The organism is Verrucomicrobiia bacterium (genome assembly GCA_026414565.1).
GTDB lineage: Bacteria > Verrucomicrobiota > Verrucomicrobiia > Limisphaerales > Fontisphaeraceae > Fontisphaera.
On record JAOAIT010000007.1, the window covers coordinates 56,124 to 74,616 of the forward strand.

An 18,493-nucleotide genomic window follows, 5' to 3' on the forward strand; every position below is an offset into this window, starting at 1 on the left:
ACCCGCGTATTCCAGCTCCTGGTTAAGGGGGGGGCATCCTGGATTTTTTAGTAACACTTGGGGGGCGACTCTCGTTAGATTGATGGGGTGTCCCGGGATGCAGCGGCTCATGGAGAACCGACAGAGGCCGACCTCAAGCGCTGGGTGCAGGCGTGGCTGCGCCGGCGCGATGAGGCCGCGGCCCGGGCGTTGATTGACGCCCTGTATCCCACGGTGATGGCCATTATCCGCGCCCGGCGCATTGCGGCGGCGGCGGAGCAGGATGTGGCGCAGGAAGTGCTGGTCAAGTTTTTTGAAAAACTGGGCGCGTGGAGCGAACGCGCGCCGCTGCGGCATTGGGTGGCGCGCATCGCCACCAACCAATGCCTTGATTATCTGCGGGCCGAAAGCCGCAAGAAGGAATGGCGGCTGGCGGATTTGACGGAAGAAGAAGCCCAGGCGCTGGAGCATAGTCTGGTGTCGCCGGAGCGGCTGGCGGATCTGCAGACCGGGACGGTGGAGCTGGCGCAAAAACTGCTGGCCCGGTTGACGCCGGAGGAGCGGGTGGTTATTGAGATGCTGGATATGGAAGGCCGCACGGCCACTGAAGTGCAGCAGTTGACCGGGTGGTCCAGCGTGGCAATCCGGGTGCGCGCCTTTCGGGCCCGGCGCAAATTGCGGCAATGGATGCAACGATTGGGAAGCAGGCTATGAAAACCGATCTGTCCCCGTGGCAGCAGCTAAGCACGGTGGCGCGGCGGCGCTGGCCCCGGCCGGCGCCGGCCGGGGCGCCGCCGTTGGGCTTTCATGGCCGGGTAATGTCGCGGCTGGCCCGCGCGCAGACGGTGCCCTTGGAATTGTGGTGGGAGATGTCGGTGCGCGCGCTGCCGGTGGCCACGGTGATCGTGTTGTTGTGCTGGCTCATCCTGCCGGGTACGGATTGGGAGCCTGATTTGGCGGAAGTGGTGCTTGAGGAGGCCCTGCCGTGATCAACTGGGTGGCATGGAAAACGGGACTTGCGCTGGCGGCGCTCTTTGGCCTGGGCGTGGCCACGGGCTGGGTGGTGGCCCGGCGTGGGGGCGCCGCCGAGGAGCCGTCCCCTCCGCCGGCGGCGGTCAACACGCCCGCCCCCACCAACAAAACGGCGCGAGCTGATAATTTGACCCGCCGCTGGGGGGAAAGCCGCAAGGCCAGCTACCTGCGGGCCATACGCCCCACTGCCGAGCAGGCCGAAGCCATCGAGAAACATTATCAGGCCTTTACGCAGGAAGTGGGCCGCATCCAGTCCAACACCCGCCAGGAGCTGCAGCAGGCGCTGCGCCAGTTGCATCGCAACATTGAGGCGGAGCTGACGCCGGCCCAGCGGCGCGCCTTTCAGGAGCGGCTCAAGAAACTGGAAAAACCGGAAAAACCGGACAACCCCGGGACACACTAGGGGCCGGGCTGCCGGGAGGGGGCTCCGGCGCTGCTTCTGCTGTCAAGCTTTAAGATGGGGGGGTAATCCCTTGAACATGAGGGAAGGGGTGGGGGACATTTTCGCCCACTTGACGTTTGGCGGAAAAAGGGCACACTACGCTGCCCGCCGGGCCAGACCCGGCCTGCGGCACCACGGAGGCTGCCAAACGCCGGCCCTTTGTGTATATTAAGCCGGCGGTGGTTTTGCCGCCGGCGTCAGGAAACGTATGCAGCACATTCGCAATATCGCGATCATCGCCCACGTGGACCATGGCAAGACCACGTTGGTGGATTGCTTGTTGAAACAGTCGGGCACCTTCCGCGCCAATCAGGCCATTGCGGCCGAGGAGCGGATCATGGATTCCATGGATTTGGAGCGCGAGAAAGGCATCACCATCCGCGCCAAAAACGCCGCTTTCAAATATAAGGATTACCACATCAACATCGTGGACACTCCCGGCCACGCCGACTTTGGCGGCGAGGTGGAGCGCATCATGAACATGATTGACGGGGTGTTGCTGGTGGTGGACGCCGCGGAAGGCCCGCAGGCCCAGACCCGTTTTGTGTTGCGGAAGGCGCTCGAGGCGGGGGCCAAGCCGATCGTGGTCATCAACAAGATTGACCGGGAGAACGCGCAGCCGCATCGCGTGCTGGACCAGGTTTTTGATTTGTTTCTCTCGCTGCATGCCACCGATGAGCAGCTCGATTTCCCCGTGATTTATGCCAGCGCGAAGGATGGTTACGCCCGCGAGAAACTGGAGGACACCACTGATCACATGGGGCCGCTCTTCGAGGCCATCGTGCGGCACATCCCCCCGCCGCGCGCGCGAGCGGGCGAGGGTTTCCAACTGCTGGTGGCCAATCTGGATTATTCGGACTACCTCGGGCGAATTGCTTTTGGCAAAATCTACAGCGGCAAAATCAAGGTGGGCGACAACGCCGTGTGTCTGCACGGCAACGGCGCCAAAACGCCAGGCAAAATCACCGCCATTTTCCATTTTGAAGGCCTCAAGCGCATCGAAGTGCCCGAGGCTCATGCCGGCGACATCGTGGGCGTGACCGGCTTTGAAGAGGTGTTCATCGGGGAGACGATCGCCGATTCGGAAGAGCGTCCCGCCCTGCCGTTTGTGCCCATTGATCCGCCCACCATTCAGATGCAGTTTGCCGTGAATGACGGGCCGCTGGCCGGCACGGAGGGGCACCTGGTCACGGCGCGCCATTTGAAGGAGCGCCTGATGAAGGAGCTGCGGACCAACGTGTCGCTGCGGGTGGAGGATACTGACGCCCCCAACATCTTCAATGTCAGCGGGCGCGGGGAGATGCAAATCGCCATTCTGGTGGAGCAAATGCGCCGGGAGGGCTATGAAGTGCTGGTGTCCCGCCCGGAGGTGATTTTCCGGCAGGATGCCCAGGGCAACCTGCTGGAGCCGATTGAAAAGATGTTTCTGGAGATCCCCAAGGAGTACATGGGGCCGGTGCTGGAAAACCTGGCCAACCGCAAGGCGGAGATCACCCACATGGATCATCATGGCGAGCACGTGACGGTGGAGGCGCTGATTCCCATGCGGGGGTTGATTGGTTTTGAGACGGATCTGGTGAACATGACCCGCGGGCTGGGGGTGATGAGCCATTTGTTCCATGAATACGGCCCATTCCGCGGGGAGATCATTTCACGCAAGAACGGCTCGCTGGTCAGCATCGAGGATGGCATCGCCACGGCGTATGCCCTCAACATGAATCAGGAGCGTGGCCGGTTGTTCATCGAGCCGGGCGACCGGGTGTATAAGGGCATGATCGTGGGGGAAAACGCCCGGGAGAATGACATTCCCGTCAACCCCTGCAAAACCAAGCATCTGACCAACATGCGCTCGCAGGGCGAGGGCAAGGGCATTCAACTGGAGCCGCCGCTGCGCATGTCCCTGGAGCGCGCCCTGGAGTACATCGGGCCGGATGAGTACGTGGAAGCGACGCCCAAGAGCTTACGCCTGCGCAAGAAGGAGCTGGACGAGACCAAACGCAAGCGTGCCGCCCAGAAGGGCGGGGTGCGGGTCATCGCCCCGGCTGCCTGACGCCTGACCCTGGCGCCCGTGGAGAGTCTGCCCATGCCCAGCGTGTACATCAAAACCTACGGCTGCCAGATGAACGCCCGCGACTCCGAGGCGGTGGCGGCCCAACTGGTGGCCCGCGGCTACACGCTGGCGGCCTCGGAAGAGACGGCGGATGTCATCCTGCTCAACACGTGCAGCGTGCGCGACTATGCCGAGCAAAAGGCGCTCAACAAAATGCGCTCGCTGGTGACCGAGCAGAAACGCCGCCGGCCGGGGGTGGTGGTGGGGTTTTTGGGCTGCATGGCCCAGAGCCGGGGCGCGTCGTTGCTGGACCGTTTGCCGGATGTAGATTTGATTCTCGGCACGCAGAAGTTTCACCGGACGGCTGATTATCTGGAGGAGATCCTCAACGGTCAGCGGGCCAAGGCGGTGGACACCGGCGAGGAACCGGCCAGCGAAGGAAAAATCCGCGAGCATTTGCTGGCCGGCAATGGTCCCAAGGCTCCCACGGCCTTTGTAAGCATCATGCAGGGATGCAACCAGTATTGCACGTTTTGCATTGTCCCTTATACCCGCGGCCAGGAGCGCAGCCGGCCACTGGAGGACATTGTCGCCGAATGCCGCGAGCTGGTGGAGCAGGGGGTGAAGGAGATCACGCTGTTGGGGCAGATTGTCACCAGTTACGGGCGGCGCATGATTCCGGTGCGCGACGGCAAATCGCCCTTTGTTCAACTCCTCGAGGCGGTGCATGCGCTGGAGGGACTGGAACGGCTGCGTTTCACCGCGCCGCATCCCAAGGGCTATGGCGATGATTTGGTGGAGGCTTATGCCCGCCTGCCCAAACTGGCCGAAAGCGCGCACATTCCCGCCCAAAGCGGCAGCAACCGGGTGCTCAAACTCATGCATCGCGGCTACACGCGGGAGCGGTTTCTGGAGATTGTGCGCAAACTCCGTCAGGTCAATCCCGGCATGGGCATCATCACCGACTTGATCGCCGGCTTTCCGGGGGAGACGGAGGAGGACTTTGAGCAAACGCTGTCGCTGGTGCGGGAAGCGGAGTTTGACCAGGCCTTTCTTTTCAAGTACAGCCCACGCCGCGATACGCCCGCCGCGATGATGGAGGGGCAACTGCCGCAGGCGCTCAAGGAAGAGCGCCATGCGCGGCTCATGGAGGTGGTCAATGAAGTGGCCGCCCGCCGCTATCAGGCGATGGTGGGCAAAACTGTCGAAATTCTCGTGGAAGGCCCCAGCAAGCGGAACCCGGCCCGTTTGATGGGCCGGACGCGGTGCAACAAAATCGTCATTTTTGAAGGCTCCGAGCGCCACATCGGCCAGCTCCTGCCGGTGCGCATCACCCGGGCCGGCAATTTTGCCCTGCATGGGGATCCGGCCATTTTGGGGATGGAAAAGGACTGAGCGGGGGAAGGGGCAGATCTGGTGTGCGGCCCGGGCGCCGCAGAATGGCAGTGCGCCTGGAGCGGCACCGGCCGCCAGGGAGGACAGGGCAGAAGAAAATCATTTGCCAGAAGGGGTGAAGTTGGGCTTTGATTCCCGCTTGAGGTTTGCCAGCCGGGCGGCGCCCGGAGGGCCGACAGGCATCAATCGAGCTTTGAGTATGGACATCAAGCTGCCAAATTTGGGCGAAGGCGCTGAATCCGGCGTAGTGGTCAGCATCTTGGTCAACGTGGGTGACGAAATCAGCGAAGGCCAGAACATCATTGAATTGGAGACCGGCAAGGCGGTGGCCTCCATTCCCGCCAGCGCCGGGGGAAAGGTGGAGTCCATCCGGGTAAAAGTGGGTGACAAAATCACGCCCGGCACCGTTATTTTGACCGTCAGCGGCGGGGGAGCGCCCGCTGCCGCACCGGCGCCAGCGCCAGCGGCCGCCAAAGCCCGGCCCGCCCCGGCGCGCCCGGCCGCCCCGCCTCCCGCCGAAGAAGCTGCGCCGGCGGAGGAGGTGGAGACAGAGGCGGAGGCCATGCCTTCGGTGGAAAGCACCGAGCAATACTTCACTCCGCCGGCCTCTCCCACCATTCGCAAGCTGGCGCGGGAGTTGGGCATTGATTTGCGGCGGGTCAAAGGCTCGCAGCACGGCGGGCGCATTGTGATGGAGGATTTGCGCCGGTACATCCAGGGGTTGATTCGGGCCGTGGAAAAGGCCCGCAGCGCGCCGGCGACTCCGGCGGCGGGTGGTCCGGCGGCCGCGGCCCCGGTGAGCATTGACTTTGCCCAGTGGGGGCCGGTGACCCGCGCGCCGTTCAGTCCGCTGCGGCAGGTGCTTTCGCGGCGGCTGGTGGAGAGTGTGAACACTCTGCCGCAGGTGACGCAGTTTGACGAGGCCGACATTACCGGCCTGCTGGCGCTGCGGCAGCAGTACGCCGCGGCCTACGAAGCCAAGGGGGCACGGCTGACGCTGACGGGTTTTGCCATGATTGCTTTGGTGGCGGTGCTGAAGAAGCATCCCATTTTCAACAGCAGCCTGGATGAGGTAACACAGGAGATTGTCTATAAAAATTATTATCACATTGGCATTGCGGTGGACACCGAGGCCGGCCTGCTGGTGCCGGTGATCCGCGACGCGGATCGCAAGAGTCTCCTGGAGTTGTCCCTGGCGCTGGTGGAAGTGGCCAACAAGGCACGCGAGCGCAAGCTGGCGCCGGCCGACATGCAGGGCGGCACCTGTACCATTTCGAATCAAGGTCCGCTGGGGGGCGGCCATTTCACGCCGATTGTCAACAAGCCCGAATGCGCCATTTTGGGGTTGGGCCGCGGCGCGTTGAAACCGGTGGTGCAGCCGGATGGCGCGGTGGCGCCACGCACGCTGCTGCCCCTGGCGTTGTCCTACGATCACCGGCTGGTGGATGGCGCGCAGGCGGCGCGATTCATCACCGATTTGCGGGCTTTTCTGGAAAATTTCCCGGCCGAACTGGTGAAGATTTAACCTGCCGGACAATCAACCTGCCGTCGGCAACGATGGCGCATGTCATTTATGGAACCGATCAAGACTGATTTAGTCGTCCTGGGCGCCGGCCCGGGCGGATATGCGGCGGCGTTTTATGCCGCTGATCTGGGCAAGAAGGTGATTCTGGTGGATCAATCCCCCCGTTTGGGCGGGGTGTGCTTGAATGAGGGCTGCATCCCTTCCAAGGCGCTGTTGCATGCCACCAAGGTGCTCACGGAGGCTAAAACGTTTGCCGAACACGGCATCGTTTTTGGCGAACCCAAAATTGACGTGAGCAAGCTGCGGGCGTGGAAGGATTCCGTGCTTCAGCGCCTCGGGGCCGGTGTGGCCAGCCTGGCCAAGATGCGGCAGGTCACGGTCATGACCGGCCGGGGTTACTTTGAAAGCTCGGATTTGCTGCGGGTGGAAACGCCCGAAGGCCAGAAATTTCTGACCTACGACAAGGCCATCATTGCGGTGGGCAGCAAGCCGGCCATGCCCCGGGCCTTTGATCTGGGCAATCCCCGCGTGATGACCTCGCGCGAGGCGCTGGAGCTGCCGGACATCCCGGCAGATTTGCTGGTCATAGGCGGGGGCTATATCGGGATGGAGTTGGGGACGGTGTATGCCGCCCTGGGCAGCCGGGTGACGGTGGTCGAGGCGCTGGACAACATCCTCTCGGGCGCCGATCCGGACCTGGCGCGGCCGGTGGTGAACTACGCCCGGAAAAATTTCCGCGAGCTGCGCGTTAAAACGCGGGTGCTCGACATGGCCACCGCCGGCAAACAAATCCGCGTGCTCATGGATGTGAATGGCGAGCGGGTGGAGGAGTTGTACGACCGCGTGCTGGTGTCGGTGGGCCGGGTGCCCAACGGCGAGGACATCGGGCTGGAAAACACGCGGGTCATCCGCGATGAAAAGGGGTTCATCAAGGTCAACGAGCGGATGGAGACTACGGATCCGAAATTGCTGGCGATTGGAGACATTGCCGGCGGTGTGCTCCTGGCGCACAAGGCCCACAAGGAAGCGCGGGTGGCGATCGAGAGCCTGTGCGGGGAGGCCAGTGTGTTCAAGGATGTGGTCATCCCCGCCGTGGTGTTCACCGAGCCGGAGCTGGCCTGGTGCGGCTTGACGGAAGAGGAGGCCCGCCAGAAGGGCATCAAGGTGGAGGTGGCCAAATTCCCGTGGGCCGCCAGTGGCCGGGCGATGACGTTCGACAAGACGGAGGGCATGACCAAGTTGATCATTGACCCGGAAAGCGAGCGCATCCTCGGGGCGGGCATTGTGGGGCACGGGGCGGGGGAGCTGATTGCCGAAGGGGTGCTGGCGGTGGAGATGGGGGCCACGGCGCATGATCTGGCGGCATGCATTCATCCGCATCCCACCCTCTCGGAAACTTTCATGGAGGCCGCCGAGGTCTTCTACGGTTACGCCACCCATGCCTATTCCCGGCGCAAACGGCAGGCGGAGGCATAACCGGCAGATCATCGGATGTGGCAGGCCGATCCCGCGATCGGCCTGTTTTTTTTGTGGGCCTTGGGCCTGTCAGGGCGTCCAATCTGTGGTACAATAACCGCACTATGAACACATGGCATCGCGTGCAAATGGGGGCATGGGTGGCGTTGGTGGCCGTTGGCCTGGGAAGCGCGGCGGCAGGCGCGCCCACCGCTGATTCGTGGCCCATGTTTCAAGGCAACCCGGCGTTAACGGGCGCCACCACGGCCCGCCTGCCGGAGCGACCGGAGCTGCTATGGACCTTCAAGGCCGGCGGGGACATCAAAGGAGCGGCGGCCATCGCGGAGGGGAAGGTTTTTTTTGGCGCAGGGGATGGCGTTTTCCATGCGTTGTGGCTCAGCAACGGGGCGCCTGTCTGGAGTTTCAAGGCCAGCAACAGCATTGAGGCGCCGACGCTGTATCACAATGGGGTTTTATACTTTGGCGCGTTTGATGGTTTTTTATACGCCTTGCGGGCCCGTGACGGCCAGCTCCTCTGGAAATATGCCACCGAGGAAAAAATCACCGGTGGAGCCAATTTCGCCCAGATCCAGAACCGCACGGTCATCCTCGTGGGCAGCCATGACAACCGCCTGCATTGTGTGGACGCGGCCACCGGCAAATCCAACTGGGTGTATGAGACCGGCAATTACATCAACGGCGCCGCGGCGGTGGCGGATGGGCGCGCCTATTTTGGCGGCTGCGATGCCCTGCTGCATGTGGTGGACCTGGCCAGGGGCGAGAAAATTGCCCAGCTCGACGCCACGGCGTTTGTGCCCGGGTCAGTGGCGGTGAACGAAAACCGGGCTTATTTCGGGCAGGCGGAAAACTCCTTTTTGTGCATGGACCTGATCCGCCGCACGAATCTGTGGACGTACCGGGAGCGGAGTTTTGGGTACTTCGGCTCACCGGCGGTCAGCGGTGACCGGGTAATTTTTGGCGGACGCGATCGCCGGGTGCATTGTGCGGACGCCAGGACCGGCAAGGGCCTGTGGACGTTTGCCACCCGTGGCAAGGTGGACTCCTCGCCGGTGGTGGCGGGGGACAAGGTGGTGGTCGGATCGGATGATGGCCAGGTGTATTTGCTGACGCTGGCGGACGGCAAGCAGCTCTGGAGCTACGAGATTGGCCGTCCTATTAAAGGCGCCGCCGCCGTGGTGGAGGGACGTTTTGTCATTGGCGCAGACGACGGCGTCTTGTACTGTTTCGGGGCCAGGTAATTTTGCCCCGGATGAAAACAGGTTGTCTTCTGGTTTTTAGTCTGGCCTGGGCTTTGCAAGCTTGGGCGCTTGTCCTGCTCCCCCCCGGTCCTGAGGGGCAGGGCCAGGTGGTGGGCGCCTACCCCAATGGCGTAGTGGTCCTGGAGCAGACGACGCGACTGGGCGAGGGCACCTCCTGGACGCCCCGGCGCAATTTCTATTCCGTGCAGGAGCGCCTGAGCCTGCCCCTGCCGCTGGATGGGCCGCAGGGGTTTTACCGGGTGCGGGCGGTGGATATATCCGGTGGCGCCGCCGGATTTGGCCGCTTTACCCGTTGTTATTCCGTCATCCTCACCATCGCCGGGGCCGGGGGGGTGACGACGGCGGATGTCAACAAGTGGCAGTCTGCTTATGAAAACGGCCCGGCCACGGCGGCCCAGCTTTCCCGGCCGCACATGGCGATGGGGGATTTGTGGGGCAATATTTACATTGCGGACAAGGACGCGCATGGCATCCGAAAAATCCGGCCGGACGGCACCATTGTGACGGTGGCCGGCACCGGGCTGGCGGGACCCAATGCCTGGGGCAACGGCCCGGATTATCTGACCAACGGCACGGCGGTGGCGCTGAGTCATCCCAATGGCTTGTACGTGCTGACCAATGGGGTGGTTTATATCCTGGACATGGACAATGGCAAAATCCGGCGGCTGGATACCAACGGCATGATTCGCACGGTGTTCACCGATCCCAATGGCCCCATTTTCGGCGGCCGCGGCTTATGGGTGAGCGAGGATGAACAGGTGGTTTATTATTGCGCCAGTGACCGCGTGCGACGCTGGACGGCCACGGAGCAGCAGGTCACGGATTTTGCGGTGATTGCGCCGGATTTGGGCAACCTTACCGTGGATCCTCAAGGCCGGCTGGTGGTGACGGTGCGCGGGCAGCATCTGGTGTATCGTTTTTCTGCGGATGGCGCCACCCGCGAAATCATCGCCGGCAACGGCAGCACGGGCTTCATCACCAGCGGCCTGCCGGCCACCAACTGCCCGTTGTATCAGGTGCGGGGGGTGGCGTTTCTGCCCACGGGCGCTTTTTTGGTGGCCACGGATCGCGGCAGCCAGGTGGGTTATGTGGACACCGAGGGCATCATTTACCGGATGCTCAACGGGGATGCCGTCAACCAGGCGTGGGAATCGCATGCGGGGGACGGACGGTGGTTCTATGACACCCCCAATGAGTACAAGGTGAGTGAGATTCGCGCGATTGCCTTGGATCCTTTTGGCAACATTCTCATCACCGAGCATGATGCCGGTTACATTCGGATGATACGCTTCCTGCCTTATGACTTATAATCGCATTCCCCGGGGTCGGTCGAAGTTGGCCGCCATTTTCTTGCTGGGCTGCTGGATGGGGGGCGCGTGGCCGGGATTGGCGCAAACCAATCCGGCCGCCAATGCCGTCCCCGCCACCAATCCGCCAGCGGCATTGGCGCCGGTGGCGGATGAGGAGTTTTATGCCTGGCTCCTGGGACTGGGCGCCGATTCCAACAAGGTGGCAGCGCTGCGGCAGGCGGCGGAAACCCGGCGCTACTGGGATTGGTTTAAGGACCGCCCTCTGGCCGTGCGCCAGCCGGAGCAACTATTGAATGGGAAGGATTTGGCGGCTTTTATCCCTGGCTGGAGCGTGACGGCACTTTCGCTGATCGCGATGGAGTGTTTGTTTTGACCAACGGGGTGTTACGCATCAGCGGCCAGCGCACGGGATACCTGGCCACTCGCCGGAGCTACGCCAATTACCGGCTGGTGGCCGAGTTCAAATGGGGCGAGGCCACCTGGGGCCGGCGCAAGGAGCGCACCCGCAACAGCGGCCTGTGCATTCATGGGGTGGGCGAGGACAAGGTGTGGATGCGCGCCATTGAAATCCAAATTGCGGAGGGGCAGACCGGCGATGTGGTGGTGTTGGAGGGCGCCAAACTGACGGTGGACGGCCAGACCAAGGTGCGGAGCTATGACACCTTCAAGCGGCCCGGGGCGGAGCAGGTGGTGGACAAAACCGGCTTCCGCGGCAAAGAAGATTTGGAGAAACCGCATGGGGAATGGAATACCCTTGAGATTATTGCGTTGGGAGCCACCTTGCGGGTCAAGGTGAATGACGTGCCGGTGCTGGCGGGGGAGTCGGCCTATCCCAGCGCGGGGCGCATCTATTTGCAGAGCAACGGGGCGGAAATCTTTTTCCGGCGGCTGGATATTTATCCCCTGGCGGGCGAGTAGGGCTTTATGCCGGGGGGACGGCGTGGGTTGCGGGTGAGTTTTTTGCCTTTTTCTGCATCATTTCTGTGGTAACTTAGATGGCCATGAAGCGCTGCCTGTTACCCATCTTTTATGCGGTGGTGCTGATCACCGGCTGGGGGCTCCTCAGTCAACCCCAGCCTGCGCCCCAACCCGTGCCGCCTTCCATACCGCCCCCGCCTCCGCTTCCGGCACAGCCGCCCATTCCGGTCATACCGCCGCCCGCTCCGAATCCGGCTCAGGCACCTGCGCCTGCGCCGGGGCCAACCGTACTTCCCTCCACGCCACAGCCGGCCCTGCCCAACTTTCCCCCCAACACGTTGGTTTGGGATGCCATGGCCAAGGAAGTGCGGGCCAAGAGCGGAGATACCAATGTCCATTTTGTTTTCCTGTGCACCAATCAAGGGCCGGCGGAGGTTTCCATACTCAACACGCACTCCTCCTGTGGTTGCACAGTGGCCACGCTGCCCAGTTATCCATATCGCATTCCGCCGGGCGGGACGGGGAAAATTGAAATCAACATGGACGTGCGCGGGAAGTATGGGCTGGTGACCAAAACGGTGACGTTGAATACCTCCCATGGGCCGCAATATCTGGTGGTCAGCGCCCGGGTGCCGGATCCGGTGCTGCAAAATCCCAATGCCGGCGGCAACGCCATGACCGCCCAGCAGCGGCAGATGAACCTTGAGCTGGCCAAGCAGGACCGGCAACTGGTGTTCAAGGGCGGCTGCGCCTCGTGCCATTCGGATCCGGGACGCGGCAAGATGGGGGCGGAGCTGTTTGCCGCCGTATGCGGTGTCTGTCATGATGCCCCTCACCGCGCCCAGATGGTGCCGGATTTGCGCAATCCCAAACGTCCCGCCCAGCGCGAGTACTGGCTGCAATGGGTGATGTTTGGGAAGCCGGGTACGTTGATGCCGGCCTTTGCCCGGAGCCAGGGCGGGCCGCTTACCGATGATCAGATTTTCTCGCTGGTGGAGTATCTGGTGGGGCCCTTCCAGCAAAGCCAGCCCCCGCAGGCGGCCGCCACACCCACCCAACCCGCACACTAAGCCCCATGGGCTGGTTTATCACCTTCGAGGGGACGGAAGGCAGCGGCAAGTCCACCCAAATTGAGCGGCTGGCGGGGCGATTGCGGAAAGCCGGGAGGGAGGTGGTGGCCTTGCGTGAACCCGGCGGCACGGCCCTCGGCGAGCGCATTCGCGAGCTGGTCAAACATTTCTTTGCCGGGGGCGCCATGGCAGCGGAGACCGAGCTGCTGCTCATTTGCGCGGCGCGCGCGCAACTGGTGCGCGAAGTCATCCGCCCCGCCCTGGCGGCGGGCAAATGTGTTTTGTGCGATCGCTTTTATGATTCCACCACGGCTTATCAAGGGTACGGCCGCCAGTTGGATTTGCGGCAGGTTCAGGCCATTATTGATTTTGCTGTGGGGGATGCCCGGCCGGATTTGACCCTGGTTCTGCATGTGCCCCTGGAGGTGAGCGAAGCCCGGCGCCTGGCGCGGGGGCGGGTGCCCGCCCGGGATCGCATGGAAGAGGCCGGCCGGGAATTCTTCGCGCGGGTGGAGGAAGGCTACCGCCAGATTGCCGCGGCCGAGCCGCAGCGGGTCAAGTGGTTGGACGCCACCGGTTCGGTGGAGGCCATCGAGGAGGCCATCTGGCGGGAATGTGGCCGACTGCCGGGATTGATCCCCGGTTGAAACCAAGGCCAGTCCCGTCTGCAATGGCAACCGGCCCGTCAGCGGCGCCGCATGCTTAAACAAACTTGGTCCTGCCCGGGACGGCCATGGGTTTGATGGGCAGCTTCATGTCCCAGGTAAGATTCTCAGGCACCAGTTGCTCCTGGGAATTGAGCGCCATTTCCCAGGTGATTTCCTGGCCTGTGTAGGCAGCCATGCGCCCCATGATGGCCATGAGCGTGCTGGTGGCCATCCAATCGCCATCGTTGATGGGCTGGCCTTTGCGGATGGAGGCAAACAGTTCATCATGCTCCACCTGGTACATGTCCTTGCTTTCGCCCCGATAGCGCCAGAGCTCGTCCGTCTGGATGACCGGCACATTCCAGCCCTTGATGGTGCCGGTGCCCTTTTCGCCCATGAGGTAATCGGAATTGTCCCCCACGCAGCCGGCGATTTGCCGCTGGGCCATGAAGGCGCGCACGCCGTTGGGGTACTCGTAAAACACGTCAATGTGATCGTAGATGTTGCCCTCGCCGTTGGGGACATTGCGGCCGCCATTGGCCACGGCCTTGAGCGGGGGCTGGTCTTTCATGGCCCAGGCGATCTTGTCCACGCTGTGGCAGGCCTGCTCCACCAGGCCATCGCCGGAGAGCCAGACAAAATTGTACCAGTTGCGCAACTGCCACTCCACATCGCCCATGCCCGGCGGCCGGCTGCTGGCGGGGGGCATGGGTTTGACGGGGCTGGTGAGGTAGGTGGCGTAAATGGCGCGCAGAGCGCCCAGGGCGCCATCGTGCACGCGCTTGTAAAATTCCCGCCGCGCCTGGTTGTAGCGCCAGCAAAAGCCGGCCACGATGGCCAGTTTCTTTTGACGTGCCAGTTTGGTGGACTCCATGATGGAGCGCACGCCGGGGGCATCGGTGGCCATGGGTTTTTCACAGAAGACATGCTTGCCCGCGGCCACGGCGGCAGCCAGGTGTTGCGGGCGGAATCCGGGCGGGGTGGCCAGCAGGACGACGTCCACGCCGCTCTCGATGACTTTCTTGTAGGCGTCGAGTCCCACAAAGCAATGGTCGGGCGTCACCTTGACCTTGTCGGCATGTTTTCTTTGCAACTCGGCCAGGGCATTGCGCAAGGGCGCTTCGAAGACATCACCCAGGGCGGTCAACTGCACGTTGGGATCCGCCTTCAACGCATTGTCCGCCGCCCCCGAGCCGCGTCCGCCGCAGCCGACCAGCCCGATCTTGAGCGGCGTTTCCATGGCCGCGGCGCGGGCACTGGAAAGAACCCATGGCGCCACCACCACGGCGGCCGAAGTGGTTTGCAGGAAACGACGGCGGGAAGATTGCGATGCTGTCTTCATAGTGCGCAGGAGTGCGATTTGTGCTTACGGCGCCAATTTCGCCCGGCGCCGGCACGGCGTCAAGCCTCCGCCACCTGTTTTATTGTGAGACGACAGGCCGGGAGCGTTGTCGCATGGAGCAAATTCAGCCTGTGTCGTGCGAGGGCTGAACTCTGCAGCAGCCACGGTCTCAGGGGCTGTCCGGGGGGGTGGGCAAACCACCCGGGCCGCCCCGGCCGGCTGCGGCGGCCCATTCCGTCCTTGGTGAGCGGGGCAGAATGCACTATGCTTAAGGTTGGGACATGAAAAATGGCGATTACAGTGACGCCGCCCTGGTGATCTTGGGGCATGGCTCGACCTTGAACGCGGAGTCGGCCCTGCCCACCTACGAGCATGCCCGGGCGTTGCGGCGGCGGGGTTTGTTTGCGCAGGTGCTGACCGGCTTTTGGAAGCAGGAACCTTCCATTGCCGGCGTGTTGCGCGGAGCGTTTGCGCCGCGGGTCTTCCTGGTGCCGCTGTTCATTTCCGAAGGGTATTTTACGGAGGAAGTCCTTCCCCGCGAGCTGGGTTTGCGGCCGCCCGGTCAGAGTGAGTTTGCGCGCATCCAGCGGCGTGGCCGGCAAACCTTGTACTACACCCGGCCTGTGGGAACGCATGACCGGATGACGGATGTATTATTGGCGCGGGCGCGGGAGGTGGTGGAAGCCCATCCCCCGGCGCCGCCGCCGGCCCAGACGGCCCTTTTCATTGCCGGCCATGGCACCGGCAACAATGAAAACTCGCGCAAAACCATTGAGCGCCAGGCGGAGTTGATTCGCGCCCAGGGGCACTATGCCGCCGTCCATGCCATCTTCATGGAGGAAGAGCCGCGCATTGAGGATTGTTACCGGCTGGCCCCGGTTGAAAACATTGTGGTGGTGCCGTTTTTCATCAGTGACGGACTGCACAGTTACGAGGATATACCCGTGTTGCTGGGGGAGGCGCCGGAGGCGGTTCGGGAGCGATACCGGGCTGGACGCCCCACGTTTCCCAATCCCACCCTGCGCCACGGCAGGCGGGTATGGTACGCGGCGAGCATAGGGCGCGAGCCGTTGATGGCGGAGGTGATCCTGGAGCGGGTGCAGGAAATGGCCGGCCTGGAGCCATCCGTTTAACCCCTTTACCTGCCGCCAATCTGGTTTACATTATAGCGTTCATGATGCACCTCAAAGATTGCAAGCTGCTGGCCGAACTGCCGCCCGCCGAGCTGGCGCAGGTGCAGCAAGTGGCGCGCGAGCTGGCCTTTGCGCCCGGCCAGACGATTTTCAAGGAAGGCGATGAGGGGGACGGCGTCTATCTGGTGCGGGCGGGCGAGGTGGAAATCTCGGCCCTGGTGGGCCAGGGCGAGCGCCGGCCCATCAGCCGGATTGGCCCCGGGGAGATGTTTGGGGAGATGGCGGTGATTGACAGCGAGCCGCGCTCGGCCAGCGCCGCCGCGGTGGGAGAGGTTCTGGTGTGGTTCATTCCCCGCTCGGAATTGTGGGCGTTGCTGGAGCGCTCGCCGGTGTTGTCGCGGCAGTTGATGCGGGAGATCAGCCGCCGGTTGCGCGAGTTCAACCGCCAGTACATCCGGGAGGTGATTCAGGCCGAGCGGCTGGCGCTGGTGGGCCGTTTCGCGCGTTCGATCGTGCACGATTTGAAAAACCCGTTGAACATCATTGGCATTGCGGCCGACATGATGGGGTTGGAGAACGCCACCGCCGAATCCCGCTCCGTGGCGCGCAAGCGGATTCGCAAACAGGTGGACCGCATCAGCGCGATGGTCAACGAATTGCTGGAATACACCCGGACGGCCCAGACCACCACCGTGCTGGCGGCGACGGATTATGCGGCTTTTGTCATGCCGTTGCTGGAGGAGATCGCTGCTGAAATCAGTGTGAAGCGCGCCACCCTGAAAGTTCCCGCGCCGGCGCCCTCGGTCATCATCGCGGCCAATCCGCAGCGCCTGTCGCGGGTGTTTTACAACCTTGTCCACAATGCGACCGATGCCATGCCGCAGGGGGGGGACATCATGGTGCGTTTTGCGGTGCGGGACGGCAAAATTGTGACCGAGATCCAGGACTCCGGCACGGGTATTCCCGAGGAGGTGTTGCCGCGGCTGTTTGAGCCGTTCTTCACGCATGGCAAGGCCCAGGGCACGGGTTTGGGGTTGAGCATTTGCAAGCGTATCATCGAAGATCATCAGGGGACCATTGAGGCGCGCAATGCGCCCGAAGGGGGCGCGGTGTTCTCCTTCAGTTTGCCGGTGCAGGCGGCCAACGCCTGAGCGGGGCGGGACGGCTCAGGCCTCGGAAAGTTCCAGCCAGTCCGGCCGCTGTTCCGCGTGCCGGGCGATTTCCTCAAAAATCGCGGCGGGGGGCGTTTGTGGCTGCCAGCCCCAGGCCTGCTGCGCCAGCGTGGCATCGAGCACCACCCAGGGCAGGTCAAAGGGCCGGGGGCGTGGATCACTGTGCACGGGATGCGGCCCAAAACGGGCATCGCACCAGGCGGTAAGCTGACGCAGGGAGGTGGCGGAGGCGCGCCCGCCGGAGACGTTGACAAGGCGCGGTTTATCTGCGGTGGGCTGCTCCATCTGGCGGCGCAACAGCGGCAGCAAATCCCGGGGATGCAGGCAGTCCCGCACCTGATGGCCCTGGCCGTCAAAGCCGAGGTAGCGCAAGGGGCGTCGCCGGCAATGGCTGTGGATCCAGAAGGAGAAAATGCCCTGATCCGGCCGCCCAAACTGGCCCGCGCCCGCCATGACGCCGCAGCGATTGATCCAGACCGGGAAGCCGAAATCCGCGCCGTATTCCAGGGCGAGGACCTCGGAGGCGAGTTTGCTGGCGCCGTACACGGAGCGGGGGGCCGCCACGGAAAAGGATTCGCTGATGCCCGCCTCCGTCAAACCGTCCGGCCAGGGGGCGCCGGGTTGGGGCACGAAAGCCTGGTCTTTGACCACCACCGGCAGCCGCGCCAGGGGTTCGATGGCATACACCCGGCTGGTGCTCAATAGGATCAGCCCCGCCCGGTGGCGCTTGCAGTACTCCAGCATTTCCACCGTGCCCCAAAGGTTGTGTTCCAGCAACTGGCGGCTGCTGGTCTGGCCGGCGGTACCCGCCAGCACGCTGGCATTGGCGGCGGCGTCAATGACCCAGTCCACGGCGGGGAGGGCCTCCAGATCGCTGGCTTGACGCAGGTCGCCGGCCTGGACCCGAATTCCCAGGCGACGCAACCGCGCCCGGTTTTCCTCGCTGCCGGGCCGGGTGAAATTGTCCAGACCCCACACTTCACACGGCCAGCCGGCGGCACGGATGTTTTCCGCCAGGGTCGCCCCCACAAACCCGCAAATACCCGTGATGAGGATCTTCATGCGCTGCGGGCTTCATCATCGCGATCCCCCCGCCGGCGGGCAAGCGGAAAGGCGGCGTGGAGCAGGCGGCGGACAAGTCGTTTGCGCCTGAAAACAAAAACCCGGCGTCCAGAGGACTGGACGCCGGGCTGAAAGGGTATCAAGTCAGGCGCGCAAGGCGCCGTGGCTTAATAGCGGCCAAAGGAACCGCGATGCTCGCGCCGGCTGCCGCGGCGGGGCCCCTGCGAATTGAAGGGGCGCTCCTCACGCGGGCGGGCGAGGTTGACGGTCAGGTTGCGCCCGTCCAGCGACTTGCCGTGCATGGCTTCAATCGCCTTTTGGGCTTCTTCCGGCGTGCTCATGGTGACGAAACCAAACCCGCGCGGACGGCCGCTGTTGCGGTCCATCATCAGGGTGGCCTCGACCACCGTGCCGTGCGCCGCAAACGAATCCTGGAGGTCGTTTTCCGTCGTGTTGAAGGAGAGGTTGCCAACGAATAACTTCGTGCTCATGTGATGTTTTCTTTCTGTCCCCAGACCAGTCCTGCCTTTCCCAAACTGTTCCCGACTGCCGGGTTTCAAATCATCACTGAACCGAGTTCACCTGAAGATTTACCATGTCTTGGAAGCCTGGAGCTATCTGTCAGACGCGGGAAAGGTACGCGGCCTGGCGCGGAATGCAAATAATATTTTCAAATATTTT

General features: G+C 63.2%; 18 protein-coding genes. 15 read left to right on the top strand and 3 right to left on the bottom strand.

The features are described from left to right. The first annotated feature begins 87 nt into the window (after positions 1 to 87). From N3J91_00835 to tmk, 13 genes are all read left to right on the top strand, one after another. Positions 88 to 693: an RNA polymerase sigma factor gene (locus tag N3J91_00835; protein ID MCX8154989.1), complete on the top strand. Its 606-nt coding sequence runs from the start codon at positions 88 to 90 to the stop codon at positions 691 to 693. After that, complete coding sequence (locus N3J91_00840) at positions 690 to 968, top strand: hypothetical protein (protein ID MCX8154990.1); 279 nt, start codon at positions 690 to 692, stop codon at positions 966 to 968. The genes N3J91_00835 and N3J91_00840 overlap by 4 nt, the downstream gene beginning before the upstream one ends. An 8-nt stretch (positions 969 to 976) precedes the next feature. Beyond that, positions 977 to 1,414 carry a hypothetical protein gene (locus tag N3J91_00845; protein MCX8154991.1) on the top strand — a complete coding sequence of 146 codons (438 nt, stop codon included), beginning with the start codon at positions 977 to 979 and terminating at the stop codon, positions 1,412 to 1,414. A 247-nt stretch (positions 1,415 to 1,661) separates the two neighbouring features. Next, a complete protein-coding gene (gene typA / locus N3J91_00850; protein ID MCX8154992.1) occupies positions 1,662 to 3,503 on the top strand; it encodes a translational GTPase TypA in 1,842 nt (613 codons plus the stop codon). Between the two features lie 33 nt (positions 3,504 to 3,536). Then, entirely contained in the window at positions 3,537 to 4,898 is a 1,362-nt protein-coding gene (gene miaB / locus N3J91_00855; protein ID MCX8154993.1) for a tRNA (N6-isopentenyl adenosine(37)-C2)-methylthiotransferase MiaB, read from the top strand. A 199-nt stretch (positions 4,899 to 5,097) separates the two neighbouring features. Next, positions 5,098 to 6,423 carry a 2-oxo acid dehydrogenase subunit E2 gene (locus tag N3J91_00860; GenBank protein ID MCX8154994.1) on the top strand — a complete coding sequence of 442 codons (1,326 nt, stop codon included), beginning with the start codon at positions 5,098 to 5,100 and terminating at the stop codon, positions 6,421 to 6,423. A 48-nt stretch (positions 6,424 to 6,471) separates the two neighbouring features. Continuing rightward, positions 6,472 to 7,899 carry a dihydrolipoyl dehydrogenase gene (gene lpdA / locus N3J91_00865; GenBank protein MCX8154995.1) on the top strand — a complete coding sequence of 476 codons (1,428 nt, stop codon included), beginning with the start codon at positions 6,472 to 6,474 and terminating at the stop codon, positions 7,897 to 7,899. Between the two features lie 104 nt (positions 7,900 to 8,003). Next, the gene (locus N3J91_00870; GenBank protein ID MCX8154996.1) at positions 8,004 to 9,137 is read left to right on the top strand and encodes a PQQ-binding-like beta-propeller repeat protein; all 1,134 of its coding nucleotides are present in this window, start codon (positions 8,004 to 8,006) and stop codon (positions 9,135 to 9,137) included. Between the two features lie 11 nt (positions 9,138 to 9,148). Further along, positions 9,149 to 10,468 carry a hypothetical protein gene (locus N3J91_00875; protein ID MCX8154997.1) on the top strand — a complete coding sequence of 440 codons (1,320 nt, stop codon included), beginning with the start codon at positions 9,149 to 9,151 and terminating at the stop codon, positions 10,466 to 10,468. Next, on the top strand, positions 10,458 to 10,841 hold the full coding sequence (locus N3J91_00880; GenBank protein ID MCX8154998.1) for a hypothetical protein: 384 nt from the start codon (positions 10,458 to 10,460) through the stop codon (positions 10,839 to 10,841). The genes N3J91_00875 and N3J91_00880 overlap by 11 nt, the downstream gene beginning before the upstream one ends. Further along, the gene (locus N3J91_00885) at positions 10,838 to 11,386 is read left to right on the top strand and encodes a DUF1080 domain-containing protein (protein MCX8154999.1); all 549 of its coding nucleotides are present in this window, start codon (positions 10,838 to 10,840) and stop codon (positions 11,384 to 11,386) included. Before N3J91_00880 ends, N3J91_00885 begins: the two co-directional genes overlap by 4 nt. Positions 11,387 to 11,469: 83 nt before the next feature. Further along, positions 11,470 to 12,456: a DUF1573 domain-containing protein gene (locus tag N3J91_00890; GenBank protein ID MCX8155000.1), complete on the top strand. Its 987-nt coding sequence runs from the start codon at positions 11,470 to 11,472 to the stop codon at positions 12,454 to 12,456. 5 nt (positions 12,457 to 12,461) lie between these two features. Then, complete coding sequence (gene tmk, locus N3J91_00895; protein MCX8155001.1) at positions 12,462 to 13,103, top strand: dTMP kinase; 642 nt, start codon at positions 12,462 to 12,464, stop codon at positions 13,101 to 13,103. A gap of 55 nt (positions 13,104 to 13,158) precedes the next feature. Here the strand turns inward: tmk and N3J91_00900 are convergent, their stop codons facing one another. Continuing rightward, positions 13,159 to 14,445 carry a Gfo/Idh/MocA family oxidoreductase gene (locus tag N3J91_00900; protein ID MCX8155002.1) on the bottom strand — a complete coding sequence of 429 codons (1,287 nt, stop codon included), beginning with the start codon at positions 14,443 to 14,445 and terminating at the stop codon, positions 13,159 to 13,161. Between the two features lie 281 nt (positions 14,446 to 14,726). On the opposite strand from N3J91_00900, the gene N3J91_00905 reads away from it, so the two are divergent. Together N3J91_00905 and N3J91_00910 are read left to right on the top strand one after the other, a co-directional pair. Further along, positions 14,727 to 15,578: a cobalamin biosynthesis protein CbiX gene (locus N3J91_00905; protein MCX8155003.1), complete on the top strand. Its 852-nt coding sequence runs from the start codon at positions 14,727 to 14,729 to the stop codon at positions 15,576 to 15,578. A gap of 41 nt (positions 15,579 to 15,619) precedes the next feature. Then, a complete protein-coding gene (locus N3J91_00910; GenBank protein ID MCX8155004.1) occupies positions 15,620 to 16,729 on the top strand; it encodes a cyclic nucleotide-binding domain-containing protein in 1,110 nt (369 codons plus the stop codon). A gap of 15 nt (positions 16,730 to 16,744) precedes the next feature. On the opposite strand, the gene N3J91_00915 is transcribed toward N3J91_00910, so the two are convergent. Together N3J91_00915 and N3J91_00920 are read right to left on the bottom strand one after the other, a co-directional pair. Continuing rightward, positions 16,745 to 17,812: an NAD-dependent epimerase/dehydratase family protein gene (locus tag N3J91_00915; GenBank protein MCX8155005.1), complete on the bottom strand. Its 1,068-nt coding sequence runs from the start codon at positions 17,810 to 17,812 to the stop codon at positions 16,745 to 16,747. A gap of 167 nt (positions 17,813 to 17,979) precedes the next feature. After that, complete coding sequence (locus N3J91_00920) at positions 17,980 to 18,303, bottom strand: RNA-binding protein (protein ID MCX8155006.1); 324 nt, start codon at positions 18,301 to 18,303, stop codon at positions 17,980 to 17,982. Positions 18,304 to 18,493: the final 190 nt, after the last annotated feature.

Coding starts and splice junctions, on each gene's coding strand:
- typA (MCX8154992.1), top strand. CDS start 1,662: ATGCAGCACATTCGCAATATCGCGATCATCGCCCACGTGGACCATGGC.
- N3J91_00890 (MCX8155000.1), top strand. CDS start 11,470: ATGAAGCGCTGCCTGTTACCCATCTTTTATGCGGTGGTGCTGATCACC.
- N3J91_00875 (MCX8154997.1), top strand. CDS start 9,149: ATGAAAACAGGTTGTCTTCTGGTTTTTAGTCTGGCCTGGGCTTTGCAA.
- N3J91_00840 (MCX8154990.1), top strand. CDS start 690: ATGAAAACCGATCTGTCCCCGTGGCAGCAGCTAAGCACGGTGGCGCGG.
- N3J91_00910 (MCX8155004.1), top strand. CDS start 15,620: ATGATGCACCTCAAAGATTGCAAGCTGCTGGCCGAACTGCCGCCCGCC.
- lpdA (MCX8154995.1), top strand. CDS start 6,472: ATGGAACCGATCAAGACTGATTTAGTCGTCCTGGGCGCCGGCCCGGGC.
- N3J91_00915 (MCX8155005.1), bottom strand. CDS start 17,812: ATGAAGATCCTCATCACGGGTATTTGCGGGTTTGTGGGGGCGACCCTG.
- N3J91_00920 (MCX8155006.1), bottom strand. CDS start 18,303: ATGAGCACGAAGTTATTCGTTGGCAACCTCTCCTTCAACACGACGGAA.
- N3J91_00880 (MCX8154998.1), top strand. CDS start 10,458: ATGACTTATAATCGCATTCCCCGGGGTCGGTCGAAGTTGGCCGCCATT.
- N3J91_00870 (MCX8154996.1), top strand. CDS start 8,004: ATGAACACATGGCATCGCGTGCAAATGGGGGCATGGGTGGCGTTGGTG.
- N3J91_00900 (MCX8155002.1), bottom strand. CDS start 14,445: ATGAAGACAGCATCGCAATCTTCCCGCCGTCGTTTCCTGCAAACCACT.
- miaB (MCX8154993.1), top strand. CDS start 3,537: ATGCCCAGCGTGTACATCAAAACCTACGGCTGCCAGATGAACGCCCGC.
- N3J91_00905 (MCX8155003.1), top strand. CDS start 14,727: ATGAAAAATGGCGATTACAGTGACGCCGCCCTGGTGATCTTGGGGCAT.
- N3J91_00860 (MCX8154994.1), top strand. CDS start 5,098: ATGGACATCAAGCTGCCAAATTTGGGCGAAGGCGCTGAATCCGGCGTA.
- tmk (MCX8155001.1), top strand. CDS start 12,462: ATGGGCTGGTTTATCACCTTCGAGGGGACGGAAGGCAGCGGCAAGTCC.